27 protein-coding genes are annotated in these 25,875 nt (G+C 43.8%); 1 reads left to right on the top strand and 26 read right to left on the bottom strand.

What is annotated here, in order from left to right:
- Position 1 precedes the first annotated feature (1 nt).
- On the bottom strand, positions 2 to 340 hold the full coding sequence (locus ACFVAD_RS09630; protein WP_386639085.1) for a nucleotide pyrophosphohydrolase: 339 nt from the start codon (positions 338 to 340) through the stop codon (positions 2 to 4).
- A gap of 145 nt (positions 341 to 485) precedes the next feature.
- On the opposite strand from ACFVAD_RS09630, the gene ACFVAD_RS09635 reads away from it, so the two are divergent.
- Entirely contained in the window at positions 486 to 1,361 is an 876-nt protein-coding gene (locus tag ACFVAD_RS09635) for a YitT family protein (RefSeq protein WP_386638754.1), read from the top strand.
- Between the two features lie 80 nt (positions 1,362 to 1,441).
- On the opposite strand, the gene ACFVAD_RS09640 is transcribed toward ACFVAD_RS09635, so the two are convergent.
- The 25 genes from ACFVAD_RS09640 to hepT all read right to left on the bottom strand — a co-directional run bounded on the left by ACFVAD_RS09640 (position 1,442) and on the right by hepT (position 25,867).
- Positions 1,442 to 2,116: a zinc metallopeptidase gene (locus ACFVAD_RS09640; RefSeq protein WP_386638757.1), complete on the bottom strand. Its 675-nt coding sequence runs from the start codon at positions 2,114 to 2,116 to the stop codon at positions 1,442 to 1,444.
- A 446-nt stretch (positions 2,117 to 2,562) separates the two neighbouring features.
- Positions 2,563 to 3,360, bottom strand: a complete 798-nt coding sequence (gene ypjB, locus ACFVAD_RS09645; RefSeq protein ID WP_386638763.1) for a sporulation protein YpjB — start codon at positions 3,358 to 3,360, stop codon at positions 2,563 to 2,565.
- A 60-nt stretch (positions 3,361 to 3,420) separates the two neighbouring features.
- Entirely contained in the window at positions 3,421 to 4,017 is a 597-nt protein-coding gene (gene lhaT, locus ACFVAD_RS09650) for a lipoprotein heptaprenylglyceryl N-acetyltransferase LhaT (RefSeq protein ID WP_386638765.1), read from the bottom strand.
- Positions 4,018 to 4,127: 110 nt separating this feature from the next.
- Positions 4,128 to 4,919, bottom strand: a complete 792-nt coding sequence (locus tag ACFVAD_RS09655) for a menaquinol-cytochrome c reductase cytochrome b/c subunit (RefSeq protein WP_386638768.1) — start codon at positions 4,917 to 4,919, stop codon at positions 4,128 to 4,130.
- Positions 4,920 to 4,955: 36 nt separating this feature from the next.
- A complete protein-coding gene (gene qcrB / locus ACFVAD_RS09660) occupies positions 4,956 to 5,630 on the bottom strand; it encodes a menaquinol-cytochrome c reductase cytochrome b subunit (protein WP_078380200.1) in 675 nt (224 codons plus the stop codon).
- 3 nt (positions 5,631 to 5,633) lie between these two features.
- Positions 5,634 to 6,143: a ubiquinol-cytochrome c reductase iron-sulfur subunit gene (locus ACFVAD_RS09665; protein WP_386638771.1), complete on the bottom strand. Its 510-nt coding sequence runs from the start codon at positions 6,141 to 6,143 to the stop codon at positions 5,634 to 5,636.
- A gap of 224 nt (positions 6,144 to 6,367) precedes the next feature.
- Positions 6,368 to 6,823, bottom strand: coding sequence for a YpiF family protein (locus tag ACFVAD_RS09670; protein ID WP_386638774.1), 456 nt, complete (start codon positions 6,821 to 6,823; stop codon positions 6,368 to 6,370).
- Between the two features lie 128 nt (positions 6,824 to 6,951).
- Entirely contained in the window at positions 6,952 to 7,488 is a 537-nt protein-coding gene (locus tag ACFVAD_RS09675; protein ID WP_386638776.1) for a ReoY family proteolytic degradation factor, read from the bottom strand.
- 32 nt (positions 7,489 to 7,520) lie between these two features.
- The gene (locus ACFVAD_RS09680) at positions 7,521 to 8,780 is read right to left on the bottom strand and encodes a tetratricopeptide repeat protein (RefSeq protein WP_386638779.1); all 1,260 of its coding nucleotides are present in this window, start codon (positions 8,778 to 8,780) and stop codon (positions 7,521 to 7,523) included.
- 47 nt (positions 8,781 to 8,827) lie between these two features.
- On the bottom strand, positions 8,828 to 9,730 hold the full coding sequence (locus ACFVAD_RS09685) for a hypothetical protein (RefSeq protein WP_386638782.1): 903 nt from the start codon (positions 9,728 to 9,730) through the stop codon (positions 8,828 to 8,830).
- 814 nt (positions 9,731 to 10,544) lie between these two features.
- A complete protein-coding gene (gene aroA / locus ACFVAD_RS09690; protein WP_386638785.1) occupies positions 10,545 to 11,831 on the bottom strand; it encodes a 3-phosphoshikimate 1-carboxyvinyltransferase in 1,287 nt (428 codons plus the stop codon).
- Positions 11,832 to 11,855: 24 nt separating this feature from the next.
- Positions 11,856 to 12,965, bottom strand: a complete 1,110-nt coding sequence (locus ACFVAD_RS09695) for a prephenate dehydrogenase (protein WP_386638787.1) — start codon at positions 12,963 to 12,965, stop codon at positions 11,856 to 11,858.
- A 56-nt stretch (positions 12,966 to 13,021) separates the two neighbouring features.
- Positions 13,022 to 14,116: a histidinol-phosphate transaminase gene (gene hisC, locus ACFVAD_RS09700; protein WP_386638790.1), complete on the bottom strand. Its 1,095-nt coding sequence runs from the start codon at positions 14,114 to 14,116 to the stop codon at positions 13,022 to 13,024.
- A 9-nt stretch (positions 14,117 to 14,125) separates the two neighbouring features.
- A complete protein-coding gene (gene trpA, locus ACFVAD_RS09705) occupies positions 14,126 to 14,926 on the bottom strand; it encodes a tryptophan synthase subunit alpha (RefSeq protein WP_386639088.1) in 801 nt (266 codons plus the stop codon).
- Positions 14,919 to 16,142, bottom strand: coding sequence for a tryptophan synthase subunit beta (gene trpB, locus ACFVAD_RS09710; protein WP_386638792.1), 1,224 nt, complete (start codon positions 16,140 to 16,142; stop codon positions 14,919 to 14,921). The genes trpA and trpB overlap by 8 nt, the downstream gene beginning before the upstream one ends.
- Positions 16,123 to 16,782 carry a phosphoribosylanthranilate isomerase gene (locus ACFVAD_RS09715; protein WP_386638795.1) on the bottom strand — a complete coding sequence of 220 codons (660 nt, stop codon included), beginning with the start codon at positions 16,780 to 16,782 and terminating at the stop codon, positions 16,123 to 16,125. Before ACFVAD_RS09715 ends, trpB begins: the two co-directional genes overlap by 20 nt.
- Positions 16,775 to 17,539, bottom strand: coding sequence for an indole-3-glycerol phosphate synthase TrpC (gene trpC, locus ACFVAD_RS09720; RefSeq protein ID WP_386638798.1), 765 nt, complete (start codon positions 17,537 to 17,539; stop codon positions 16,775 to 16,777). The genes ACFVAD_RS09715 and trpC overlap by 8 nt, the downstream gene beginning before the upstream one ends.
- Positions 17,529 to 18,554 (bottom strand): anthranilate phosphoribosyltransferase, encoded by a 1,026-nt coding sequence (gene trpD, locus ACFVAD_RS09725; protein ID WP_386638801.1) that lies wholly within the window; start codon positions 18,552 to 18,554, stop codon positions 17,529 to 17,531. The genes trpC and trpD overlap by 11 nt, the downstream gene beginning before the upstream one ends.
- Positions 18,547 to 20,058, bottom strand: a complete 1,512-nt coding sequence (gene trpE / locus ACFVAD_RS09730; RefSeq protein ID WP_386638804.1) for an anthranilate synthase component I — start codon at positions 20,056 to 20,058, stop codon at positions 18,547 to 18,549. The genes trpD and trpE overlap by 8 nt, the downstream gene beginning before the upstream one ends.
- Before the next feature lie 362 nt (positions 20,059 to 20,420).
- Positions 20,421 to 20,786 carry a chorismate mutase gene (gene aroH, locus ACFVAD_RS09735; RefSeq protein ID WP_386638807.1) on the bottom strand — a complete coding sequence of 122 codons (366 nt, stop codon included), beginning with the start codon at positions 20,784 to 20,786 and terminating at the stop codon, positions 20,421 to 20,423.
- Positions 20,787 to 20,798: 12 nt separating this feature from the next.
- A complete protein-coding gene (gene aroB / locus ACFVAD_RS09740) occupies positions 20,799 to 21,878 on the bottom strand; it encodes a 3-dehydroquinate synthase (RefSeq protein ID WP_386639091.1) in 1,080 nt (359 codons plus the stop codon).
- 1 nt (position 21,879) lies between these two features.
- Positions 21,880 to 23,052 (bottom strand): chorismate synthase, encoded by a 1,173-nt coding sequence (aroC, locus tag ACFVAD_RS09745; protein WP_386638810.1) that lies wholly within the window; start codon positions 23,050 to 23,052, stop codon positions 21,880 to 21,882.
- A 336-nt stretch (positions 23,053 to 23,388) separates the two neighbouring features.
- On the bottom strand, positions 23,389 to 24,174 hold the full coding sequence (locus ACFVAD_RS09750; RefSeq protein ID WP_386638813.1) for a CheR family methyltransferase: 786 nt from the start codon (positions 24,172 to 24,174) through the stop codon (positions 23,389 to 23,391).
- 174 nt (positions 24,175 to 24,348) lie between these two features.
- Positions 24,349 to 24,795 carry a nucleoside-diphosphate kinase gene (gene ndk / locus ACFVAD_RS09755; RefSeq protein WP_386638816.1) on the bottom strand — a complete coding sequence of 149 codons (447 nt, stop codon included), beginning with the start codon at positions 24,793 to 24,795 and terminating at the stop codon, positions 24,349 to 24,351.
- A 109-nt stretch (positions 24,796 to 24,904) separates the two neighbouring features.
- Positions 24,905 to 25,867 (bottom strand): heptaprenyl diphosphate synthase component II, encoded by a 963-nt coding sequence (gene hepT / locus ACFVAD_RS09760; RefSeq protein WP_386638819.1) that lies wholly within the window; start codon positions 25,865 to 25,867, stop codon positions 24,905 to 24,907.
- Positions 25,868 to 25,875: the final 8 nt, after the last annotated feature.

A 25,875-nucleotide genomic window follows, 5' to 3' on the forward strand; every position in this document is an offset into this window, starting at 1 on the left:
TTCACTCTTCTCCCTTTGCGTCTAATTCAGGATCTATCCTCGTCCATCTGTCTTTGTCTCTTGTCTGAAATTTATGCATCACCCTGTCATGCGCTTCCTGCAGATCTATATTCAAGCTGTTGGCAAAACAGATCAATACAAAGAGGACATCTCCCATCTCTTCTTCCATCGTATTTTCTTTTTCTGTATTTTTTTTCGGTTTTTCTCCATAATAATGGTTAACCTCACGTGATAATTCCCCTAATTCCTCCGTCATCCTTGCCAGCATCGCAAGCGGACTGAAGTACCCCTCTTTAAATTGTGATATGTATTGGTCTACCTCTTTTTGCATCTCTTTCATTGTTTTTTGAGTCAACTTTTTCACCTCATCCTATCATGTTAGCTAAAACCTTATCATTTGACAAATAATTAAGTGATTTACTTATCATCTACATGTTTATTATAATGAAATAGTTCAAAAATTCACTAGCTTTTTGGAGGACTCCATGTTTAAAGGCATAAAACTAACTAATATCTTCTTCATTTTACTTGGATCGGCCATATTTGCATTCGGACTAGTCAACTTTAACATGCAAAACAATCTTGCAGAGGGTGGATTTACAGGGATCACCCTGTTATTATTCTTTCTCTTCGAATTAGATCCATCCTATACCAACCTACTTTTGAATATTCCGATATTCTTTATCGGCTGGAAGCTGCTTGGACGGAACACATTCATTTATACGATGATCGGCACTATCAGTCTTTCCGTATTCCTTTGGATCTTCCAGCGTGTTCCATTGGTATTTCCACCACTTGAGGATGACTTGGCCCTTGCGGCACTTTTTGCCGGGGTATTCATCGGAATCGGGCTCGGAATCATTTTCCGCTATGGCGGGACTACCGGCGGTGTGGACATCATCGCAAGACTAGGACATAAGTATATCGGATGGAGTATGGGAAAAACCATGTTTCTGTTCGACGCAATAGTCATCATCCTGTCCTTGATCACCTATTTAAGCTATCAGGAAGCAATGTATACGCTTGTTGCGGTATTTGTTGCAGCGCGTGTCATCGATTTCATGCAGGAAGGGGCATACGCAGCGAAGGGTGCCACCATCATTTCCGACAAGCATGAAGACATCGCCCTGAGAATCAACCAGGAGATGGACCGCGGCGTCACGATCCTTCATGGAAAGGGTTCCTATTCCAAAGCAGAACGAAACGTACTATACTGTGTAGTCGCCAAAAACGAACTGGTAAAGCTCAAGAACACCATCACGTCCGTCGATCCGCACGCATTCGTGGCAGTAAGCGATGTCCACGACGTCCTAGGCGAAGGCTTCACATTGGACGAAAACAAAAACCCGCTGGAAAGATAATCATGGAAAAGCTCCGTTGAATGTGATATTCAACGGAGCTTTTTTGGGGGACAGGTTCCCCTGTCCCACCACAAAATGCATTATTCCCTGTTGCCCAAGTAAATCAGGATAAATCGGGCAAGCTCTGCCACAGCTACTGCCGCCGCAGCAACGTATGTAAAAGCGGCCGCATTCAGAACCTTCTTTGTTTCCCGTTCTTCGCTATTGTTGATGATCCCCAATGACACTACCTGGTCCATCGCCCGGTTCGAAGCATCAAACTCCACCGGCAATGTCACAAGCTGAAAAAGTACTGCCCCTGCCATAAAGATGATTCCAAGCAAAATCAAATTGTTTATCCCAAAGATCAATCCGGCAAAGATGATAAAGAAGGACATATTGGACCCAAGGCTAGCAATGGGAACCAATGAATGGCGGAAACGCAGAAAGGCATATGCCTGATCATCCTGAATGGCATGCCCAACCTCATGAGCTGCTATCGCTGCCCCTGCAATGGATGTCCCGTGGTAGTTCTGTGATGATAATCGGACTGTCTTGCTTCTCGGATCATAGTGGTCCGTCAAAACGCCTCTGGATTCTTCCACTTGTACGTCGTACATACCGTTATCATGCAGGATTCTTGTTGCAACCTCGGCCCCAGTCAGTCCGGAAGAGGATGGAACCTTCGAATATTTTTTATAAGCACTTTTCACACGGGACTGAGCCCAAAGCGGGACAATCAGAAGTATGGCAAAGTAAATTAAATAAAGACCCATAAGCTTGATACCTCCTCTTGGTCTTGAACGTATTACCGCTATACCCCTTTAGGATTGTTTAGGAAACATCATTTTATTCGTGAACTCTTTAGGAAGTGCGTATGCTCGAACATGAAAAAGGATGAAGCCTTAGTGACTTCATCCCTTTTTATGATATGGAGTATACGTGACATAAAAATGTTCAACTGGCCGCTATTTGTGAAAATTTCCTATATTTTTCAAAATCTGAACAAATTTAGGGCTTCATGAAGTATCATTAGGCTAAGTTTCTTACTGATTCTAACAGATTTCCTAATCATTCTAACAGAATCCCCGAACATTCTAACAAATACCACAATCATTCTAACAATATCCCAAAACATTCTAACACACTTCTTTATCATTCTAACAAATCCAAATTCCAGCGAGCACATGTAAACCGAATCAGTTTCAAATATCCCTATATCTCAATGTTTCTCCGTTTTCCGCTTCACCCTTTTCCGGTCTGCGTTGAATTTCCGCCATCCTACATAGGACAAGGTAAGGAAGATGATGCTCCCGGTAGAAATTATTACCCAAATAAGGGAAGGATCCGTCTCATCCTCTTTCAACTCTTTGAACAATGACTTCAGATCTGCTTCAATTACCGCCAAATCTTCGGCACTTTCCGGACTTGCAAGTAGGCTTTCACGGTTTTCATTCAGAAAAGCTATATGCGAATCCACCTTTTGAATAAATTCCGGTTTGACATCCATTCTTAGACTCGGATGGATCAGGTCATAGTTCAGAAGAAGGCGTTGATAAAGGGTCTGATAGGATTGGCTATCCCTGGTCTCTATGGAATCCTTCAATTGATTAAAAGTTGTAATGATCGGGTCTTCCATCTCTGTCCATAATGGCTGATGCTCGGAGGTCATGGCATCCACCACCAATCGGAGCCTAGTTAGGGCACGCACTTTTTCCTCCTGAGGCAGATTGATATCAGATAGGGCCGCCATCGATTTATCATGGACAAGGGTGATGATTCGTACCTGATCCATCGGCATCATTGGATTATTCACCATCAATTTTGTGAATTCGTCTGAGAAAATATCCAATAAATTATGTGCTTCCACATACCGTTCGTTTTTCACCAGCTGAAGCGCGTCATCCGTCAATATATTCAGTTTTAAAGGCTGCACGTTTTCATTGGAGCCCACAGCTAAATTAGTTGGTATAGCAAGAAGTAAAAATAGTAAGATGACTGTTAACCTTTTACCTATCATCGCTTGTCCCTCCCATATTCTCTAGTAGATAATTATGAGAAATGGGACAAGGTTAGAACTTTATTGCAGAGATAACTTTTGACGGTTGTTTCTTAGTGAAAAATAGTAGGCGATCGCAATGCAGAATAGGCTGAGCCAGAAAGTGAAATATCCGATTTGAGGCATATACTTTACGAGACTGCCATACCAGGGCATCATTTTAAAGACGTAATCTATCACATCATTATGTAAGGTCCATACCCCTGCCACAACCAAGTGCCAGACTGTAAAACGATAGTAGGGGCTGTAGAGGATCCCTTGGACGGCCATTGCGCCATGTGACACAATGAGCATGTATCCTTCTATCGGGAGATATCCCGTTTCCAGTAGAGTAAGTATATTCATCACCACAGCCCATATCCCATATTTCACTAAGGTGACAATCGCCAGCGCTTCCATCAGCTTGAAATTCCTTTTCAATATAAAACCAACAAGCACAAAGACAAAAAAGAGGCTTGCTGTTGGACTATCAGGCACAAATATCAAAAAGATGGGCGGAGTTTCTCTCAATTGGACGCAATACCAAACATACCCGTAAATCGTGCCCAATACATTGATAATAAGTACACTCCATAGCATAAATGGTGTTCTCAAAAGATAGATGAACCAATTTAACATCGTTTTTCCTCACTTTGTTTGAAAGAAATAGAATAATGTATTTTGAGTATACAAAAAAACTGGCTATAATAGCCAGTTTTTGTTGATAGAAGAACTAGAATAGATGTTGATTATTCTGATTCTGCCGCTAATTTATTCATCTCAACTAAGTATTCACCAAGTTTTTGAGCTTCTTCATCTGTACCTTTAAAGATACCGCCTGGCATTGTGCCTACACCCTCTTTGGCAATCTTGGCATAATCCTCTGGAGCATAATCAGGATTGTCCAATAGGTTTGCACCCATTGCACCGCCTTGAAGGTTGTTCCCATGACAGGAAAGACAAGTGTTATCTTGCATGATGACATAGCCTTCTGCGGTTTCATCGATTTCGATGTTCAGCTCATCCGTGATTTCCCCTTGCTTAGCAGCGGCTTCCCAGTCATGGGAATCCACAGACTGCCAAGTAAGGAAGAAGATGGACGCGATACCAAGCAGCATCAATCCCGTTGCGATCGGACGTTTGCTAGGACGACGTTCCGGTCCGCGATCCAGGAATGGAGCCAGTAAAAGAGCACCGAAAGCAAGACCAGGCATGACCATCGCACCAATAACAGTGTAATCCCCTGCTGCAAAACGATATTTAAGAAGCTCGTATAAGAATAAAAAGTACCAGTCTGGTAATGGAATGTAACCAGTATCAGTAGGATCTGCTATACGCTCAAGAGGCGACTCATGCGCGACAGTCAAGCATAAGAAAGCAATTAGGAATACCGCTCCTACCATCCATTCTTTTAGAAGGAAGTTTGGCCAAAACGCTTCCGTTTTACCAGGAAACTCTGAGTAGTCCTTCGGAATATTTGGCTTACGAGCTGCAGGGACACGAGAGTCACCGACAAACTTCATACCTTTTCCTCTATGCATACATGTTCCCCTCCTTTGTATTTAAAAGTATAAATCTTATAGTGGACCTGAAATACCTTGTTTACGGATCATGACAAAGTGAGCTCCCATCAATCCGAAAAGAGCTGCAGGCAAGAAGAATACATGAATCGCAAAGAAACGGGTCAATGTTTGAGCACCAACGATTTCAGGGTGACCAGCAAGCAATGTTTTTACTGCCGTACCAATTACCGGTGTTGCCTCTGCAATCTGCAATCCTACCTTTGTAGCAAATAACGCTTTCATATCCCAAGGCAGTAAGTAACCTGTAAAACCAAGACCTAACATGACGAAGAAAATCAATACTCCGACTACCCAGTTAAGTTCACGTGGTTTTTTATATGCACCTTGGAAGAAAACACGTAACGTATGTAAAAACATCATAACAATTACAAGGCTGGCTCCCCAGTGATGCATACCGCGTACGATTTGTCCGAACGCAACTTCATTTTGCAAGTAATAAACGGATTCCCAAGCATTTTTGATATCTGGAACATAATACATTGTCAAGAACATTCCGGATAAAACTTGAATAACTGTAACGAAGAACGTCAATCCGCCGAAACAGTATACAAATGCAGAGAAATGATGAGCAGGGTTTACGTGTTCAGGAACTTCGTGATCTGCAATATCCCGCCACATAGGCGTAATATCCAATCGTTCGTCAACCCAATCATAAATCTTATTTAACAATTATTACGCCCCCCCTCTAGGTTTTGCTGCGCCTAAGTACACGGTGCCATCCTTCACTTCATGCTTGTACACATCTAGTGGAGCAAGTGGCGGTGTATTAGGTACGTTTGTACCGTCTTTGTCGTATAAGCCGTAATGACATGGACAGAAGAATTTGTTGGGATTCGCTGGATCGGAATTCCAGTTCACTGTACAGCCAAGATGCTTACATACCGGTGATAATGCAACAATCTTGCCGCTTTCATCCTTGTACAACCAAGCCGTTCTAGGCTCTTCGGATTCATACCACGCATCAACCTGTTCAATTTTGAAGTTGAAGCTTTGTGGCTCATTAGTCAGTTCGCTTTCTTCACAGACAGCTACCATATCTTGATCTGTACCAGTTTTAAGAACCGGGTCAATTGCAAAACGAACCATTGGCATTAGCATACCTGCAGCCATGAATCCGCCTACACCAGTAAGGGTATAGTTTAAAAATTGACGTCTAGACACACGATGGTTTTTTTCACTCATTGTTTTTCCCCCCTCTATAGAAAAAACTAAGTCCAAACGGACAGTAGGTTATAACACATAGAAAACTAGGACATTCTCATGATATATCAATCTTCGCCCAAGGTCAATAATCTCCTTGATTGAAATAATGGCAACCTTGTGACTTATTTTATACATCTATTGGAACTTCATACTAAAGGAATACTTTTTTACTATTGTAAATATAATTTTTTCAGGTTTTCCCCTTAAGGCTGCCATTTTTGGATGAACATCGGTAGGAGCTGGTTCATCTGATCCTGAATGATTTTTTGCTTATATTTCTCTTCCATGTCTTCAAGCGGGATGGCAGGGAGCCAAACAAGCTTTCCTTCCAGCTCTTGTTCTTTCTGGCTCCATACACTATCTGAAGTTAAAAGAAAAACGTGTTTCATATCGTTCTTGATGTGGGAAACAAAGTCGTTTAATTGCTCCACCTTGGATTTCAGAGAGTTTTTTTGTAGATAGGAGTAGGAAGGCAATAATATTACTCTTCCTTTAAATTGCCTTTCCAATTCATGACTGAGTATAGTTATGTATTCTCCATGCGAGGCAACCGTTTTGATTTCATCCTCAAAGGTTATCGGGATTAGTGGTATGACGGCTGTATCGATATACTCCTTCGATTGCACATATAGGGACATATCCTTGCTCGTCCATTTCATGACTATCATCTCATTTCTAATTTAAAGTAATTTCCATAAGCAGGTCACTTCCTAATATAAGTTTTATAATTTGGAAGGTCAAATAATAAAACCCTGCCGACACCGGCAGGGTTTTATAGTGGGTGGGTCTATAATTTTCTCAACCGTTCGGTAAGGCTCTTAAAGGCAGCCTCATCCTGGCGATCTAAGGCATCGTCTATTAAAGTCAGCAGCTTTTCTTTTTGGAAGGTGGTGATGCATTCCTGAAGAAATTGCTCTGCAACTATACGATCTTTTTCATTTGATTTGGACGACTTGGGCATATAAGGATTTTCCTCCAGTACTGCAGCGTACTGGGGAGAGTGATAGACAGAACGGAAATTCAGTTGAATATAGATGTCCTCTTCCCTGTTCAGGCGGATATCATGAAACGATTTTTCGGCATCGGTTGTCATGACATTTTCCTTATAGAACCGAAACGGCACTTCTTCTACACAATGAGTCGACATGATGATACCTCTAGGACAATACTGTGCTTGCTCGACAAAATGAACTTTTTTCATTAACTGATCATGACTCATCAAATAATTCAGGATCCAAACACATTCTCGTCTTTTTAACTGATAGTTACCTAAGAACCACCTTATAAAGTCCTTCTTCTCGTTGACAGATACAGGGGTAGCCACAACTATCGTCCCTCCTCTGCGTAGAATAATCATTATTCTTCTAGATTTTTGTATACATCCTGAAGTTCCAAGTTGGTCGGGTCGTGTTGAATCAACTTTTCAAACAATGGCTTCGCTTCTTCCCTCTTCCCTTCCTCCAGCAAAAAGAATCCGTAGTCATAAAGGAAGTCGGGGTCATCTTTAAAAGAAGTATATGCTTGACGGTAATGGTTTAATGCATCAGAATATTTTTCTAATTTCTGATATGCTACAGCAAGATCCCAGTCAAACTGAGGGTCCGTTTCACCAAACCTGATCAATTCCTGAAGACAATCAATCACTTCTTCGTATTGTTCCTCTTGAATGTAGATTTTCGTCAAGGTTATAGCAGCTTCCAAATAACCTGGGTCGATCGCGATCGCATCCCTTAATAATCGTATCGCTTCGGTACTATTATTCTGCTTTAACGCCACCTTTGCGGCATATACTTGCAATTCCTTATTATATTCATTGACCGCGAGACCTTCATTGGCTACTCGCAGGCTGTCTTCAAGAAGACCCTCCTGCTCATAAGCTTTTGCCAGGTACAGATATAGAGAGGAATATTCATAATCTAATTCTTTTACCTGATTTAACTTTTCGACAGCTGTCTTGGAGAATCCTGCATGAAGGGCGGTAAATCCGTATTGAAATAAAACATCAATTTTCAACTCTTTTTTCAGTGCTTCGTCGAAATATGGCATTGCCTCTTCGAACTGCCCGGTCGCGCTATAGCATTCCGCCAATCTTTCCTCAAGGTCGAAATTGAGATCTGCCTTAAATGGCAGTACAGCTTCGTAATAAGGAATCGCTTTCTTGTAATCCCCTTGAGACAGATAGATTTCCGCTAGTGCCAGATCAATGATAGGTTCCTTCGGTGCAAGCCTTTTTGCCTGGGTGAGCTTGTTCTCACTCACTTCAAACAATCCTTGTGCCTGATAAAGATCAGCAAGAAGCAATAGTGTTTGCAGGTAAGCATCCTCTTCTTCATCGACGTTTTCGAGGAGTGCCATTGCCTCGTCTTCTTCATCGAGGTCGATAAGTACCTCAGCCAAGGAAAGAATCAAGTCGGACTCATTGGGATGATGATATAAAAGTCCGCTCAACAGCTCCTTCGCCTCTTCTAGCATTCCGAGCTGCTGGAAGATCTGTGCTGTATGGAACAGATCATCTTCATTGAAGGAGGACTGATTTTCCTGGAGTAGTGTGATTCCTTTTTCTACTTCCCCATTGTCTATAAGTGTTAATGCCTTTTCGATAACTTGGTATGACAAACTACAACTTCCCTTCTAATTAGAAACGCGCATGATTGGAGCCTTGCTCATCTACGCCCTTCCATAAAGTGTCCTGGTACCGTGACCATGCATTCATTCCCGAAACCTGGCCTAAAGGAGATAGACTCCCCAGCCTTCAGGATGATGCCGCGATGGACCGTAATTTCTGGAATATGACTATCATAATCCAGATCTTCTATTGTTTCAATAATTCGGTCCTCAGGGTACACAAATAAGTTATAGTTTAATTCGCCGCCGACTCTCAAATCCCCTTTATTCGGATAGATCCCAAGCTTCATCAGCAACTCTTTTTCCAATGCTTTTCCGGCTTCGGGGCATTCTATGAGATGTGGCAGTCTCTCTTCTTTCATGATTACTTTCCATGTTTTTTTGATCTGTTTACCTGTGGTTGGAACCTTTCTTATACATGGGATGAAGGCGATGGGAAATTGGTATAGAGCCTCTTTAATCCATCCCCATGCTACATTGCGCAGCGATACCTCATCGGAGATTTCTAGAAAAACAGCGGGCAGCCTATGCCGTTTACAGAGACGGATCAAGGATGGGGTAAGCTTGGCAATCGGCACTCTGATGGCAAAATAATAATCAATGGGACTGTTTAATAGATAGGATTTTGCGAGTTTCAGCTTTTCTGCAAATTCCCTCTCATGTTGGATGGTAAAAACAGAAAGCAGGGTTGTACACCCCAGGTTCAGATAGTGGTCGATCATATATGATTTGAATGCCTGAAAACTCATGGACGGAAGTTCGTCTACAATCATCACATGGCCAGGTGTCATCACATAGGAGGAGAAGTTCATTCTCTTCAATCGTGTGGAAAGGATGGTTTCTTTCATTAATCGTATGCTGTTGTCCTTAACAAGCAGAGAGGCGGTTTTAAAAGAGGAATCACCTTTTACAATGTTTGCCTGATCAATTATATATTCCATAGCATCACCCTAATTTTTTCGTCTTAAGACAAGCTATGAATGGCTGAATGGAAATATGAGTAATCTGAATAAAAAAAGGAGTAGGGTAGATGAGTCCGGCAAAGCTCCTAATTTGGGTACTAGTGGTCTCAACCGGGCTTATTGTGACCACCATTCGACCTTTTTCCAGTTTTGGTGGTCTCAATCGAGCTTTTCGATACCACCATTCCGTATTTTTCCGGTTTTCGTGGTCTCAACCAAGGGTTTTGTGACCACCATTCCGCCTTTTTCCGGTTTTCGTGGTCTCAACCAAGGGTTTTGTGACCACCATTCGACCTTTTTCCAGTTTTCGTGGTCTCAACCGGGCTTTTCGATACCACCATTCCGCCTTTTTCCGGTTTTCGTGGTCTCAACCAAGGGTTATGTGACCACCATTCCGCCTTTTTCCAGTTTTCGTGGTCTCAACCGGGCTTTTCGAGACCACCATTCCGTCTTTTTCCAGTTTTCGTGGTCTCAACCAAGGGTTTTGTGACCACCATTCGACCTTTTTCCAGTTTTCGTGGTCTCAACCGGGCTTTTCGATACCACCATTCCGTCTTTTTCCAGTTTTCGTGGTCTCAACCAAGGTTTTTGTGACCACCATTCGACCTATTTCCGGTTTTCGTGGTCTCAACCGGGCTTTTCGATACCACCATTCCGTCTTTTTCCGGTTTTCGTGGTCTCAACAGGGCTTTTCGAGACCACCATTCCATCTTCTAGTCTCATCCGTCTCAATCGACCACAATCTCACCCCGCCTAGTGGTTACCGGTTAAACTAAAACTCACTCCCCCACATCTACCTCTGCAACTTATTCAAATGTGCAAAAAAGCTTGGATAGGAGACATTGATCGCTTCTTCATTTTCAAGAACCGTTTCCCCTTCTGCTAACAGGCTGGCAATTGCACCCATCATGCCGATACGATGGTCTCCATAGCTGTCCAGTACAGCACCTGTCAGCTTGGCACCGCCCTTGATGATCATGCCATCTTCCGTTGCCGTGATGTCCGCTCCAAGCTTCTTCAGCTCATTCACGACCGTATCAATTCTATTTGTTTCCTTCACCTTCAGTTCTTCTGCATCCTTGATTACCGTCGTGCCTGAAGCTTGGGTTGCCATCAAAGCAATGACCGGAATTTCATCAATCAGCCGCGGAATGATATCACCGGAGATTTCCACTCCTGTTAATGCGGAGGTCTCCACCGTTATGTTGGCATATGGTTCAGGTCCATCCTCCGTGACTTCTGAATAGGTCAGGGAGGCCCCCATGGATTTCATTACGTCGAGGATCCCTGTTCTCGTTGGGTTCAAGCCCACTCTTTTCAACGTTATTTTGCTGCGTGGGACAATGGCTCCGGCAACAAGGAAGAATGCAGCTGAAGAAATATCACCAGGAACCACAATATGCAGATCTGATTTCAGCTCCTGCTTTCCTTCGAGGGCCACCCTGCAGCCATCCACTTCAAGTTCGACACCAAACGCCTTCAGCATCCTTTCGGTGTGGTCCCTAGATTTGAATGGTTCCTCTACCATCGTTCTGCCCGTTGCCTGAAGGCCTGCCAACAGGATGGCCGATTTCACCTGCGCGCTTGCTACAGGCGACACATAGTTCATACCCTTCAGATTTCCGCCTTGAATGGAAATAGGAGTAAAGTTGCCATCCTGGTTTCCTTGAATGCTTGCTCCCATATCACGAAGCGGACCAGTAACCCGTTTCATTGGACGCTTCGCAATGGAAGCATCCCCGATTAACACGGTATGTATCGGTAGACCCGAAAGGATTCCCATCATCAGTCTTGCTGTAGTTCCTGAGTTCCCGACGTCCAAAACATCAGTTGGCTCCTTTAGGCTACCCAAGCCATTACCATGGATCGTAACGGAAGACTCTTTTTGTTCGATTTCTACTCCCAACATGCGAAAACAGCTGATGGTACTGAGGCAATCTTCTCCGGGAAGGAAATTCTCCACAGTCGTTTTTCCTTTTGCCAATGAACCGAACATGACAGAACGGTGCGAAATGGATTTATCTCCTGGAATATCAATGCTTCCGTTAAGACCGGAGGCAGTTCTGGTCAATTTCTTCATGTAGCATACACTCCTTGTACTGTATTACACTATATAGGTTTCATAATTTGTATATTTGCCAAGGCATTCGGTTGCACTCTGTCTATCATCTTCTGTCTGGAAGCTAAGTCTCAGAACGCCATAGATCTCTTCCCTTGTTTCCATGATCCGTATGTTGGTGATACTGATCTGTTCTGTGGCAAGGTAGCCGGTTATCTCGGAAATGACACCAGGATAATCAGGAACGTCCACATATAGATCATAGAAGGATGGAATGGCTCCTTTCGCTTTAACAGGTAGCCCATCCCGAAATTCCTTCGCTTTCTGGAAATAATCAAATAGCTTGTCTTCCTTGCCCTCTTCCAAGTCCCGTCTTACTGCGTTCATCTGCTCTTGCCAACTGGCGATGAGCTGAAGCAGGGTTTCTTTATTATGTATGAGTATATCTTTCCACATCATCGGATTGCTCGAAGCGATCCGGGTGATATCTCGGAATCCACCTGCAGCCAATCGCGACACAAACGGACTCTTTTGCTGCAAATCTTCCGCCTGGTGGACCAGCCCTGCCGCCACGATGTGAGGGAAATGACTGACAACCCCCGCAACAAGATCATGCTCACCCGCGCTCATCGTAACAAAATTGGCTTTCGTTCCCTTGAGCCAACTCTTTAAGGTTTCCACCTGCTGTGCATCTTTCTCAAGATCGGTTGGAGTAAGTACATAAAATGCATTTTCAAAAAGATGGGCCTTGGCCGCAATGACTCCGCTTTTATGGGAGCCTGCCATAGGGTGCCCACCTATAAATGTAACATTTTTTTGTGCAAAAAGCTCCGCTCCATGCTCCACAATCTTCTCTTTAGTACTCCCTACATCCGAAATCAATACCCGCTTTCTGAAATCCAGGCAGCTTAATCTCTCCAGTACCTTGCTTGCCTGCATGACCGGTACCGAAATCAAAATAAAATCGGCATCCAGTGCCGCCTTTTCATAAATTTCACAATAGTCATCCACTACCTTCAATGATTTAGCCAGCTTTGCCTGCTGCTCATTCAAGTCATATCCGATCACTGTTACCTGTGGATGTTCCTTTTTTAATGCAAGTGCAATGGAACCGCCAATCAGCCCCAGCCCTATTATTAACACATTACCTTCCATTTTCTTCACCGCCTGATGCCTTAATATATGAGAATAGAGAGGAAGGTTCCTCTCTATTAGATGGCTTGTTTCAATTTGTATTCTTTTAAATGAGAAATGATTTCCCTGTTCTGCTCTTCTGTTCCGATGGTGATTCGCAGGCAGCCTGGATAGCCCAATGCATTACCGGATCGAACAATATAGCCTTTTGTGAGCAGGTAATGGAAAAGTACATCCGAATCCGCTTCAAAATCGATGAGAATGAAGTTTCCTTCTGACGGATAGTAAGCTAGCTGCAACTCCCTGCAGAATGAATAGAACTGTTCCAAGCCCTGTTTGTTTTTTTCTACACAATTCTTGATAAATATTTGATCCTGTATACCGGCAGTGGCAGCAACCTGTGCCATGGAGTTCGTGTTAAAAGGCTCCCTTGCAGGCTCGAGCAGTCTGATGAGCTCTTTATTTGCCACGCCATACCCAATCCTGAAACTGGCAAGTCCATATGCTTTGGAAAATGTACGGGTTACCAGCAGGTTTGGATACTCTTTCAGGAGTTTCAATGTTTCTGGGTAATCCTGTGCTGTCACGTATTCCTTATAGGCTTCATCAATCACAATCAGGCAGGTACTTGGCACTTTTTGAATGAAAGAAAGCAATCTTTCTTCATTAATATAAGTTCCTGTAGGATTGTTCGGACTGCAAAGCCATACAATGGCCGTATTTTCATCAATCTGCTTCAGCATGTCATCCAATTGGTGATGGCCATCCTTGATGACTACTTCCCTGACTTCGGCACCCTCAATGACGGCATTATGCTTATATTGAGGGAAGGTCGGGGTTGCCATCACGGTGTTCTTTCCACTGTGCAAGAGGGCACGGCTTATGATCTGGATGACTTCATCCGACCCATTGCCGAAGATCAACTCTTCCTCTGCGACCGATAAATGTGCTGCAAGCGATTCTCTCAATTGACGCGCATACCCGTCCGGATAGGTTGCTGCTTTGCCTAACTGCTCCATAATTGCTGTCTTTACATGGATCGAGCAGCCGAAAGGGTTCTCATTTGATGCAAGTTTCACTATTTTGTCCAAGGCAAATTCCCTTTTCACTTCATCCATCGGCTTGCCTGGCTGATAAGGGGTCAAAGATAATAGTTGTTTTTTTATTTCCATCACTTACAATCACCTTTCTGCTAAAAGCGGAGAAATTAATTCTTCTATTTGCTGTTTAAGTTGATCCAGGGTTTTTTCTTCATCAACTTTAAAAGCTGCATCAAAGTTTTCTATCATCTGAATCAAGGCGCTTCCGACAACAAAGCCATCGCAATAATCCTTTAAGGTTTCGATCTGCTTGCTGCTCGAAATTCCGAATCCAACGGCAGCAGGAACGGAACTCAACTCCTGCACTTCTTCCAAAAAGGAATAAAGCTGCTCGGAAAAATCATTCCTGACACCTGTCACTCCAAGGGAGGAAATACAGTAGAGAAAGCCTTCTGCAGCCTTTGATATAGCTTCTACCCTCTTCTTGGAGGTCGGTGCCACCAAGCTGATAAAAGTAAGCCCGTTGTTCTTGCACGATTGTCTGATTGCTTCGCTTTCTTCAAAAGGAAGATCTGGAATGAGGAGACCGTCTATCTGATTTTCCTTCGCTAAAGCGAAAAAGGATTCTTCCCCTAATTGTAACACAGGATTATAGTACGTAAAGAGAATAATCGGTATTTTCAGTCCTCTATTTCTCATTTCCCCAGCCAATCCCATCGCCTTCTTGATGGTCATTTTATGCTCAAGCGCACGCTTGGAAGCACGCTGTATGACCGGCCCGTCCGCCAAAGGATCAGAATATGGAACACCAAGCTCCAGAACAGAGGCACCTGCTTCTTCAAGCAGCAATGCAAGCTTTACCGTCAACTCGGGGGTTGGGTCCCCTGCCATGATGAACGGTATAAATAATTTCTCATGCTTCGGCAGCCGCTCCTTATACATTGTTGTCATGATCTTCGCCCTCCATTCGCTTCATCAGTGTTCCTACATCCTTATCCCCTCTGCCGGATAGGCATACGAGGATGGTTTGTTCTGATGACATCTTTTCTGCTTCTGCAAAAGCGATGGAAAGCGCATGTGCTGATTCAATTGCAGGAATGATTCCTTCTTCCTTCGCCAAAAGATCAAGGGCATGCAGCGCCTCCTCATCCGTCACACTTTTATAATCAACCTGCTTTGTCTCCTTCAGGTAGGCATGCTCGGGGCCGATACCCGGATAATCCAAACCTGCCGAAATGGAATATGGTTCTGTGATTTGGCCGTCTTCATCCTGAAGAAGATAGGTGAGCGATCCATGGATAACTCCTTTCGTGCCTTTGGAAAGTGTAGCGGCATGCAGCGGTGTGTTGATTCCCATACCCGCTGCCTCCACTCCGATGAGCTTGACATCATCCTCGATGAATGGTGCAAACATGCCAATCGCATTGGAACCGCCCCCGACACATGCGATTACTTTATCCGGCAAGCGGCCTTCCCTTTCAAGAAACTGGCTTCTTGCCTCCTCACCAATCACTTTCTGGAATTCCCTCACCATGTATGGATAAGGATGTGGGCCGACAACAGATCCGATCATGTAAAAATGGTCCTCACAATGCTGCACCCAGTACCGTATTGCTTCATTGGTCGCATCTTTCAGGGTTTTGTTGCCGCTTGTAGCCGGTATCACCTCTGCACCCAGCAGTTTCATCCGGAACACATTAAGCGATTGGCGTTCGATGTCTTCCTCTCCCATGAAAACCTTGCATTCCATACCGAATTTTGCCGCCACAGTGGCTGCGGCCACCCCATGCTGGCCGGCACCGGTCTCTGCGATGATCTTCTTCTTTCCTAATCTTTTTGCAAGGAGGGCCTGCCCGATGGCATTATTGATCTTATGGGCGCCAGTATGATTCAGATCTTCTCTTTTCAAATAGATTTTTGCTCCGCCTAGCTTTTCCGATAGGTTACCTGCCAGAGTCAGCGTGGTAGGCCTGCCGGAGTATTCCTTTAAATAATAATGGTACTCTTGCAGGAACTTTTCATCCTGAAGCGCCTCCTGCAGACCGTCCTCCAACTCCTCAAGGGGAACCATCAGAGTCTCTGGGACATATTTGCCTCCGAATTCTCCAAATCTTCCAAAACTGTCCGGGGTACTTGTTCTAGTTTCTGATTGTGCCATACTCGTTCACCCTTCTCTCTACGGCTTGTATTTTTTCACCGTCTTTAATAAAATCGGTCTCTATCCCGCTTGATATGTCTATCCCATCTGGATAATAACTTAATAGTTCAGCAAGATTCTTTTCCTTTATTCCACCTGCAATAATACACCGTTTCTTCATCGATCTCGCCTTACCTATATATCGCGGTATGATGCTCCAGTCGAAGCTTTCCCCTGTTCCTCCGTAAGCATTCCCCACTTTTTTATCAATGACAAAGCCTTCGACAAGCTCCTGATAGACTTCGAGGTTTTTAAGGCTCTCATCATTTTCGTGGTGTATGGCCTTCCAAATCACAGCATCAATTTTAGAACTAAGAGATTGAATGTATTCTTGGCTTTCATCACCGTGTAATTGAACAACATCAAGTTTCAGCGTATCCACCGCATATAGAATTTCATCGATAGATTGATTCACAAAAACGCCAACTAATTTTTTTGATGGTGATTTCTCTTGTGCAATCCAAGATGATACCTCTTCGACTTGAACCTGCCGTTTGCTTTTAGCAAAAACAAAGCCAAGATAATCCGCTCCTGATCTGCTAGTAGTCTGATAGTCCTGTAGCGTTTTATTGCCGCAATACTTGATAGATACTTCAGGCATGCTCCAGTTCACCAAATAAGCGTTTGACACCAATGCTTGGAGAAATGTCCTTCATAAATGCCTCACCTACAAGAACAGCATTTGCTCCGTATTTCTGTACCTTTGTGAGATCCTCGTGCGTCAGGATGCCGCTTTCACTGACCAATAGAGAGGACCTAGGAATATAGTTTGCTAGCTTTCTAGTCGACTCTATATCCGTATCGAAGGTTTTCAGGTTTCGATTGTTCACTCCTATGATTGCAGGTGTGAAGGTTTGGAGAAGCTGCGATAATCTTTCCAAGCTATGAACTTCCACTAGAATATCCAGTCCTGATTCAACGGCTTCTTGATAGAGTTGGTATAACTTTTCATCCGTCAGAATCTCTGCAATCAAAAGAATGGCATCCGCGCCGATACGGGCACTCTCCTGCACCTGCAGCGAATCAATGATGAAATCCTTTCGCAGAACAGGCAGATTTGTTGTCTCCTTCACCATCATCAGGTCATGCTTCGACCCTTTGAAATATTGCTGGTCGGTAAGGACCGAAATCGCATCCACCCCCACCTTTTCATAATGTGCACCTATATCGATCGGAGCAAAGCTTTCCTTCAATATCCCTTTGGACGGTGAGGCTTTTTTCATTTCCGCAATCAAGCCGACCGAGCGATTGGGGTTTTTTAGTGCTTCATAAAAGGAGTGCTTTGTTACCAATGTCTGGGAAGGCAGAGTCAGCGCACTTACCTCTTTTCTCTTCGTCTCTACAATCTTAGTTAACATGTTCGCTTACTCCTTCCTTTTGCAGGTCCAAAAGCATCTGATACGCAGTTTTTGACTCGATGAGATGTATGGCTTGACTGACACCGTTCTCCAAAGAACTGCAGATACCTGATACATAAAGGGCTGCACCTGCATTCAATGCAACTATATTCTTCGCACTATCAGAAGCCTTGTTCTGGAAAATCTGCTTGATCAGCTGTGCACTTTGCATACTGTTCGTTACTTGAATATCTTTTAAAAGCCCTCTTTTCATGCCAAAATCCTCCGGGAAGATCGTATAGGAAGAAATCTTCCCATCCTTCACTTCCACCACTTTTGTTTGACCTGTAATGGTGATTTCATCCAACCCATCACTTCCAGCGACAATCAGAACATGTTTTGACCCTAGATGATGCAACACCTTTGCCATCTTTTCTGCATATTCACTGGAAAATACCCCGATCACCTGCTGCTTGCAACGAACTGGATTGGCCAAAGGACCAAGCAGATTAAAAATGGTGCGAAAGCCAATTTCCTTTCGAGGTGCAACGGCGTGCTTCATCGCTTCATGGTAGATAGGAGCAAAAAGAAAACTCATCCCTTTCACTTTCAGGGTTTCTTCTGCCTCCTGTAGAGACTGCTGGACTGGCAGATGCAACTGCTCCAGGACGTCGGCACTGCCGCTCAGAGAAGAGACCGCCCTGTTACCATGCTTTGCAACTTTCGCCCCGCCGCTTGCTGCAACAATCGCAGATGCTGTGCTGATATTAAAGGTGGATGCGCCGTCGCCTCCAGTACCGCATGTATCAATGAGATGGGGATGCCCATACGGAATCTCCTTCATATGCTCCCTCATCGCTTTGGTAAATCCAATCATCTCCTCGACGGTTTCCCCTCTAAACGTGAGAATGGAGATGAAGCTTGCTATCTGACTGGAAGTCGCCTCCCCCTTCATCATCAAATCCATCGCTTTTTCCGCTTCCTTGATGGAAAGGTTCTGTCCATTGATTATTAAGGAAAGATAATTTTTAAACATGTAGGGACCCCCCTGTCTCTTTTTTGAACAGTTTGTTGGCTAGTTGAACGGTTTCAATAAGCGCGGACGCTTTGTTTCTCGTTTCTTCCCATTCCATCTCCGGAACGGAATCAGCCACTATACCAGCGCCTGCCTGGATATAGAATGTATTATTTTTCTTTTGAATGGTCCTGATAGTGATGCATGAATCCACATTCCCATCAAATCCGATATAGCAGATGGCTCCCGCATAGGTGTTTCTCTGAGTGGATTCCAGCTCCTGCAAGATCTGCATCGCCCTTACCTTAGGGGCTCCCGACACCGTACCTGCAGGGAATGAAGCAAGCAGCGCCTCTACCGGTGTATATGCCGGGGAAAGCTCCCCTCTGACAACACTGATCAGATGCATCACCCTTGAGAAATAGACAAGCTCCTTTACCTTTGGGGTATGAACAGATCCGTATTTCGCCACACGTCCGATATCATTTCTCGCAAGATCGACCAACATGAAATGCTCCGCCTGCTCCTTCTCATCCTGCATGAGATCTTCTGCAAGCTGCCTATCGTGGTGGGGGTCAACCCCTCGTTTTCTCGTCCCGGCAATCGGATGGATTTCCAATTGGTTATCCTGGATTTGAATAAGCCGTTCAGGTGAACTCCCGATTAGCTCCATGTCCTCATATTTTAAATAGAACAGATATGGCGATGGATTTTGCTTTCTCAGCACCCTGTAAACGTCAAAACCATCCAGGTCCGCTTCCATTTCGAAGCGCTGGGATAATACACATTGAAAGACATCACCGGCAGAAATGTAATCTTTTATCCGGTCTACATGCTTCAGAAAATCTTTTTTTGTATAATTGGAGCGCACGTCCAATGAATCGTTTTCGAGCTTGGATTCAAGAAGATTATCCTTGTTCTCCCGAATTCTAATACGTGTGGCACAACCATGGAGGCTTTGCTTGGCTTGTTCATATTTGAAAATTAACTCTTTTTCCGTCTCGTTTCCTTCTAGTCTTACATAGTGGATAAAATGAATTTCATTCTGCTTATGGTCGATGACAATGATTGTTTCACAGTATAGGAGATGGACCGTATCCTCCCCTTTATAGGCATGGTGCATCGGGACCTTATCCAGTGTCGATATGAAATCATAGCTTAAATAACCGACAGCGCCGCCTGTGAACCCTAGGCTTTTCTCTACCTTTTTCACTTGCAATCTTTCATTTGCAAACTCTACCACTTCTTTCAGGCTATCAGCTGAATAGAGTATGCTATGTTGATCCTCCAAAGTAATGGCAGAATCGTTCCCTCTAATCTTCATAAACGGATTTAGTCCAATAAAGGAAAATCGGGACCAGTCGGAATTAGGCTCCTTGCTCTCCAGAAGATAGACAGCCTCTTCTCTCAGTGACTGGAAAACAGAGACAGGTGTGATCGTGTCTCCAAAAAATGTTTCAATAATTGGAATGGTTTTGTGAAGTCTAGCCGCATCTAAAAACTCGGCAAACTCATTTGTGTGCATAACTTTCTCCTCCATCTTCGAAATGGAGAATGAGCTATATAAGAGGTGAATTCGGAATGAGGAAAAATTAAAAACCCAAAGACGAGGATAGTCTTTGGGTAGATTTAATACAATACATTCTAACCTCAGCTAAACTCAACTCATTCTCAGCTATTCTCATCTCAACTCGTCTATTACTAATTGTGCCGGCTTCTACACCTTGGCTGCTATTGGCCATTATAGCCCTACTATAAGGCTTTCATGCCACTCACTTACTCTCGTTCTTGCTCTCGTCTCTAACTCACTAATCTAGGCTCAGAAAACTCTAATAATTTGTTTCCTTGGTAGTAACTATATGATAGAACTTTCCTGATTGTCAACCATCATGTTTTGGATAAATCCGGTCTGAGGCTTTGTGCCGCATGGAGATAAATGTGTTTCACATCTTTTTGTGCAACCTCTGTATTCACTGTCATCATCACCCTGATACAGGATGGCAAAGAGTCCGGTACGGCGATCTCTTTCGTACACATGACCGGAACATAATCCCACCCTTTCAGGTTACGCATCGCTTTTGCAGGGAAACAAGCGGTGATATCATTCGTGACAGAAATCAATACTTGTGCCACATTTTCAGCCACGATGTTGTTGGTGTGAATCATTTTTAACAAAAGCTCTTCTGTCTTTTGGATAATTTCCTGTTCGGTGTTCTGATTGATGGTGGTTGCTCCCCTTACTCCTCTAATCACTGTATTCCCCCTTTATTTATAGAACGATTCTAATTTTTTCATGATTACATCATCAGGTACTGAATCAAGTTGGACTTTTCCCACTTCTTGCATCAATACCATATGTATATGACCGGCTTTTGACTTTTTATCTTTTTTCATCCAATTTAAAAGGTCTCCTGGATGGATGTTGGCTTTGATCTCATTTGGAAAACCGTACTTTTTCCAAAGCGTGCGCAATTCTTTTGACAGGTCCAGTGAAGGTACAAGTACCTCACTCAGTTCAGTTGCAAAAAGCATGCCGAGAGCCACACCGTCTCCATGCGTGATTTCCCCATAACCATAGGCGGCCTCCAATGCATGCCCAAGTGTATGCCCGTAGTTCAGGATTGCCCTCAACCCTTGCTCGGTTTCGTCCGAAGAAACCACTTCCGCCTTCGTCTGAATTCCTTTTTCAATACAGAACCTCAAGCGTTGGTCATCAAGCGCTTCAAGGGATGTGATGTTTTCCTTGATCCACTCATAAAATTCCTTATCCCAAATAAGCGCATGCTTTACAACTTCCGCAAAGCCTGAGCGCAATTCGTTCATGGGCAAGGTACTCAAGAAGCTTGTATCGTATAAAACTGCTTCAGGCTGATAGAACGAACCGATCATATTCTTCCCTAGCGGATGATTGATGGCCACTTTTCCGCCAACTGCACTATCATGTGCCAAAAGGGTGGTCGGGATCTGGATGAACTTGATCCCCCTCATATAGGTAGAGGCTACAAACCCTGCGATATCCCCGACCACTCCACCACCTAATGCAATCACAACCGAATTCCGATCCAGGCCTTTTTCGAGCGCGAAGGATTGGATATCGTAATAGTTTTGAAAAGACTTCGCGCTTTCCCCATTTTCCAGAATAAAATGGTGGACGGTGTATGACTGATCTATGAATGCTTTAATTTTATCAAGATACAGTTTTGCTACAAGGTCATCGGTGATGATGAGGATGGTTTTTGGTTCCCTATTGAAGGCTCCCAGTACATCAGGAAGCAGTTCGGATGCCCCTGGCCCGATATGCACCCAATACTCCTTCGATTCGGTTTTCACCTTCACTTTACTCAGCTTAGAATTCTGCTGCATGCTCTCGCATCCTTTGAACGTTTTCCTTGATCAGGTCCAAACGATCCTGCCCAAACTGCTCGACCAATGCGGACGCAACCTCCCAGGCTACAACAGCCTCCGCTACAACACTCGCTGCCGGTACTGCACAGCTGTCAGAGCGCTCGATACTAGCTTGGAACGGCTCTTTCGATTCGATATCGACACTTTGAAGCGGTTTATATAAAGTCGGAATCGGCTTCATCACTCCACGTACAACAATCGGCATACCAGTTGTCATGCCGCCTTCAAAGCCGCCAAGATTATTGGACAGTCTGTAGTAGCCTTGCTCTTCACTCCAGGCGATTTCATCATGGACCTTGCTGCCAGGCAAGCGTGCCGCTTCAAAACCGACGCCAAACTCCACACCTTTGAAAGCATTGATACTCATGACGGCTGCTGCTAGTTTTGCATCCAGCTTCCGGTCATAATGCACGTAGCTTCCCACACCAGATGGCATTCCTTCCACGATGACTTCCACTACTCCACCAATTGAATCCCCATTCTGCTTGGCAGTATCAATGGCGTCCATCATCTCCTGCTCAACTTTTTTATCGAAACAGCGAACCGGAGATGCTTCTGTTATACTTTTTAATTCCTGGAGACTGTCAATGGATTGGGGATTTGCCTTCACACCACCGATTTCCGTTACATGCCCGGCAACCGTAATTCCAAGCTCAGAAAGGAATTTTCTCGCTACCGCACCTGCAGCCACACGCACAGTAGTTTCCCTTGCAGAAGAACGCTCAAGCACATTTCTCATATCACGGTGCCCATATTTAATTGCACCGTTCAAGTCTGCGTGACCCGGTCTAGGACGGGTGATTTTACGCTTCACTTCCTCCTGGTCTTCCTCTGAGATCGGTTCGATCCCCATTATCTTTGTCCAGTGCTTCCAATCATTGTTTTCCACAACAAGTGTAATCGGAGACCCTAAAGTATATCCATGACGCACCCCGCTCAATATCTCGACGGTATCCTTTTCAATTTGCATTCTTCTGCCACGTCCATGCCCCTTCTGTCTTCTCGCGAGGTCATCATTGATGTCCTCGGCAGTCAATGGAAGTCCTGCTGGAATTCCTTCTAGAATGGTTGTGAGCTGTGGTCCGTGTGATTCTCCCGCAGTCAAATATCTCATCGTTTCAGCATCTCCTTTATCCCTTTAAAGCTTTTAAGCATCTAAGTGTTAATAATTTATGTAATACTATACCATAAGTTTAGCCTAGAGTGGTATAAAAAAAAAGTAAGGATGAATAAACTGGGCGGCAGATTCTTATGATGACCTTTTCTTTGGGTTTCTCCCTGCGCTTTGTCCTTCATAAAGCTGCTATTAATCTTTTCATGTCTTCCTGCACTTGGTATTGGTCTTTAGAGTGCTCCTATTGACCTTTTCATGGTCTTTCAACCAAAGCTTGAAAACCTTTACCATTCAACCCACATACAAACAAAGAACCCACCCACACGGACGGATTCCTCAAATCTTCTTATAAAAAAACGTATCCACCACTTCGAATCCATATTGGGCAGGCTGAAATATCTGTTCGGTGCTGCCGACGAATAGAATGCCGCCTTTTTTCAGTGCGTTGCTGAATTTATGATACAGATGGGCTTTCGCCTCCTCAGTAAAATAGATCAGGACATTCCGGCAGACGATTAAATCGTGATTTGCATCAAAAGGATCTGCAAGCAGGTTTTGCTTCTTGAACGTGACCGTTTGCTTGATTTCGTCCTTCACTTTATAGAAGCTGCCATCTTTTAAGAAAAATCGTTTTTTCATCTCTTCAGGGACCTCCTGCAAGGACCTTTCCTGATAGGTTGCAAGCTTTGCCCTTGCAATGGCATTATCATCGATATCAGTGGCAGTTATTTTTATCAATGACAATGGGCGGAATTTTGAGAGCAGCATGGCCAAGGTATACGGTTCCTCCCCTGTCGAGCATGCGGCACTCCATACCTTCAACTGCTTCTCCCGCTCAAGCATGGGAGTCAGAATGGTCTTCTCCAGTATCTCCCAGCGCTTATAGTTCCGGTAAAACTCGGAAACATTGATGGTCATTCTATCAAGAAATTCGTAAAGCTCGTCCTGGTTGTTATCCAGCTGCCTGAAATACTCCAGAAAACTTGTATAACCTTTCTTTTCGTACAGGGAAGTCAACCTTCTTTTCATTTGGGCTTCTTTATATAATGAAAGATCAATTCCTGTTTTCTTATTTATATTCCCTATAAACGTTTCATAGTCATCCTTTATCAACCTTGTCATCTACTTTCTATCTCTGATTATCTAATTAAAGTATATATTAGAACTATCGGCTGAAGGTGGATAAATTTTCACCTGCTTCTACAAAAAACAAAAAGCCTCAAAATCATGTGGTTCGACACGATTTTGAGGCTTTTTGGAAATGTTTTATCTTTTGGTTAAGCGTTTACAAAAATATCAATAAACCCAGTTGTTTGCGTCTTTATTGTATTCTACTAAACCTTCACCTTTGAAGAAAAGACCGATTTCGCGTTCTGCGCTTTCAGGAGAATCAGAACCGTGAATGATGTTCTTTCCTACTGTTGCAGCATACTCACCGCGGATTGTTCCAGGAGCTGAGTCCTTAGGGTTTGTTGCACCCATCATTTGACGAGCTGTAGCAATCACGTTCTCCCCTTGCCATACCATCGCAAATACAGGACCAGAAGTGATGAAGTCTACCAATTCACCAAAGAAAGGACGCTCTTTATGTTCACCATAATGCTCTTCTGCCAATTCAGTAGGGATTTGCATTAATTTTGCTCCAACTAGTTGGTATCCCTTTTTTTCGAAACGAGAAACGATTTCCCCAATAAGGTTACGTTGTACACCATCAGGTTTTACCATTAAGAATGTTTTTTCCATAATAATTTCTCCACCCCATCAAAGAATATGTAAGGTTAGGAAAAGCCCTAACCTACAAAAATATAACATGGTTCAGCATGTTACGCAACTCAAAAAATGGGGAATTGTCTTAATATTTTCGTTTTCCGATAAATTTGGCAACATTATTGAAGGTCCGTTTGGCAATTCCGTTCGGAAGTTTTTCCAGCTCTTTGAAAGCTTTATTCAAATAGCGATCACTTAGCTGAAACGATCTCTCGATGGCATCCGATTTTTTTATGGAATCTATGATGCCTTGTATTTCCTCTTTCGTGCTGTTTTCATGGATTGCCCTGATTTTCTGGTTCAAGTTGAAATCTTCCATGGCATACAGGACTGGCAACGTGATATTCCCCTGCCAGAGGTCCCCTCCTGCAGGTTTCCCCAATTGCTCTTCAGTACCGGTGAAGTCCAGTATATCGTCTGTAATTTGAAAAGACATTCCAACATAATAGCCGAACCAGAACAGGCTTTTATGTATCTCGGAAGGTGCGCTAGCCGACACGGCACCAAGCTGACAGCTTGCAGCGATAAGAAGTGCCGTTTTCCGTTTGATTCTTCGCAGATATACTCGCAGATTCTGGTCATAGTTATATTTGTCCCGAATCTGTTCTATTTCGCCTTTACTCAGTTCTACAATGGTATTGGAGAGAATTTGATGCGCTTCAATATTTTCCACCATCGTCATCAATTCCAGGGATCTTGCAAATATATAGTCTCCTGTATACATGGCTATCCTGTTATCCCATTTGGCCTTGATGGTTGGCTTACCGCGCCTCAGTTCTGCATCGTCAATCACATCGTCGTGAACAAGCGAGGCCATATGTATGAGTTCGAGTGCTACCGCGACGTATTTGATTTTATGAATGTCATATTGACCAAACTTACCGGCTAACAGAACAAAAACAGGTCTGATCCGTTTTCCGCCTGCCTGCAACAGATGAAGGGATGCTTCCTGAAGCAGGGCACGTTCCGTCTGGATTGTTTCTTCCAATTCATTCTCTATTATTTGCAAATCGCTATTTAAAAAGGAATACATCATCTTTAATTTCATGTAGGTCA

Source organism: Sutcliffiella sp. NPDC057660, from assembly GCF_042800035.1.
Lineage (GTDB): Bacteria > Bacillota > Bacilli > Bacillales > Bacillaceae_I > Sutcliffiella_A.

Coding starts and splice junctions, on each gene's coding strand:
- ACFVAD_RS09630 (WP_386639085.1), bottom strand. CDS start 340: ATGAAAGAGATGCAAAAAGAGGTAGACCAATACATATCACAATTTAAA.
- ACFVAD_RS09635 (WP_386638754.1), top strand. CDS start 486: ATGTTTAAAGGCATAAAACTAACTAATATCTTCTTCATTTTACTTGGA.
- ACFVAD_RS09640 (WP_386638757.1), bottom strand. CDS start 2,116: ATGGGTCTTTATTTAATTTACTTTGCCATACTTCTGATTGTCCCGCTT.
- ypjB (WP_386638763.1), bottom strand. CDS start 3,360: ATGATAGGTAAAAGGTTAACAGTCATCTTACTATTTTTACTTCTTGCT.
- lhaT (WP_386638765.1), bottom strand. CDS start 4,017: ATGTTAAATTGGTTCATCTATCTTTTGAGAACACCATTTATGCTATGG.
- ACFVAD_RS09655 (WP_386638768.1), bottom strand. CDS start 4,919: ATGCATAGAGGAAAAGGTATGAAGTTTGTCGGTGACTCTCGTGTCCCT.
- ACFVAD_RS09665 (WP_386638771.1), bottom strand. CDS start 6,143: ATGAGTGAAAAAAACCATCGTGTGTCTAGACGTCAATTTTTAAACTAT.
- ACFVAD_RS09670 (WP_386638774.1), bottom strand. CDS start 6,823: ATGAAATGGACGAGCAAGGATATGTCCCTATATGTGCAATCGAAGGAG.
- ACFVAD_RS09685 (WP_386638782.1), bottom strand. CDS start 9,730: ATGGAATATATAATTGATCAGGCAAACATTGTAAAAGGTGATTCCTCT.
- aroA (WP_386638785.1), bottom strand. CDS start 11,831: ATGAAGAAATTGACCAGAACTGCCTCCGGTCTTAACGGAAGCATTGAT.
- ACFVAD_RS09695 (WP_386638787.1), bottom strand. CDS start 12,965: ATGGAAGGTAATGTGTTAATAATAGGGCTGGGGCTGATTGGCGGTTCC.
- hisC (WP_386638790.1), bottom strand. CDS start 14,116: ATGGAAATAAAAAAACAACTATTATCTTTGACCCCTTATCAGCCAGGC.
- trpA (WP_386639088.1), bottom strand. CDS start 14,926: ATGTATAAGGAGCGGCTGCCGAAGCATGAGAAATTATTTATACCGTTC.
- trpB (WP_386638792.1), bottom strand. CDS start 16,142: ATGGCACAATCAGAAACTAGAACAAGTACCCCGGACAGTTTTGGAAGA.
- ACFVAD_RS09715 (WP_386638795.1), bottom strand. CDS start 16,782: ATGCCTGAAGTATCTATCAAGTATTGCGGCAATAAAACGCTACAGGAC.
- trpC (WP_386638798.1), bottom strand. CDS start 17,539: ATGTTAACTAAGATTGTAGAGACGAAGAGAAAAGAGGTAAGTGCGCTG.
- trpD (WP_386638801.1), bottom strand. CDS start 18,554: ATGTTTAAAAATTATCTTTCCTTAATAATCAATGGACAGAACCTTTCC.
- trpE (WP_386638804.1), bottom strand. CDS start 20,058: ATGCACACAAATGAGTTTGCCGAGTTTTTAGATGCGGCTAGACTTCAC.
- aroC (WP_386638810.1), bottom strand. CDS start 23,052: ATGAGATATTTGACTGCGGGAGAATCACACGGACCACAGCTCACAACC.
- ACFVAD_RS09750 (WP_386638813.1), bottom strand. CDS start 24,174: ATGACAAGGTTGATAAAGGATGACTATGAAACGTTTATAGGGAATATA.
- ndk (WP_386638816.1), bottom strand. CDS start 24,795: ATGGAAAAAACATTCTTAATGGTAAAACCTGATGGTGTACAACGTAAC.
- hepT (WP_386638819.1), bottom strand. CDS start 25,867: ATGAAATTAAAGATGATGTATTCCTTTTTAAATAGCGATTTGCAAATA.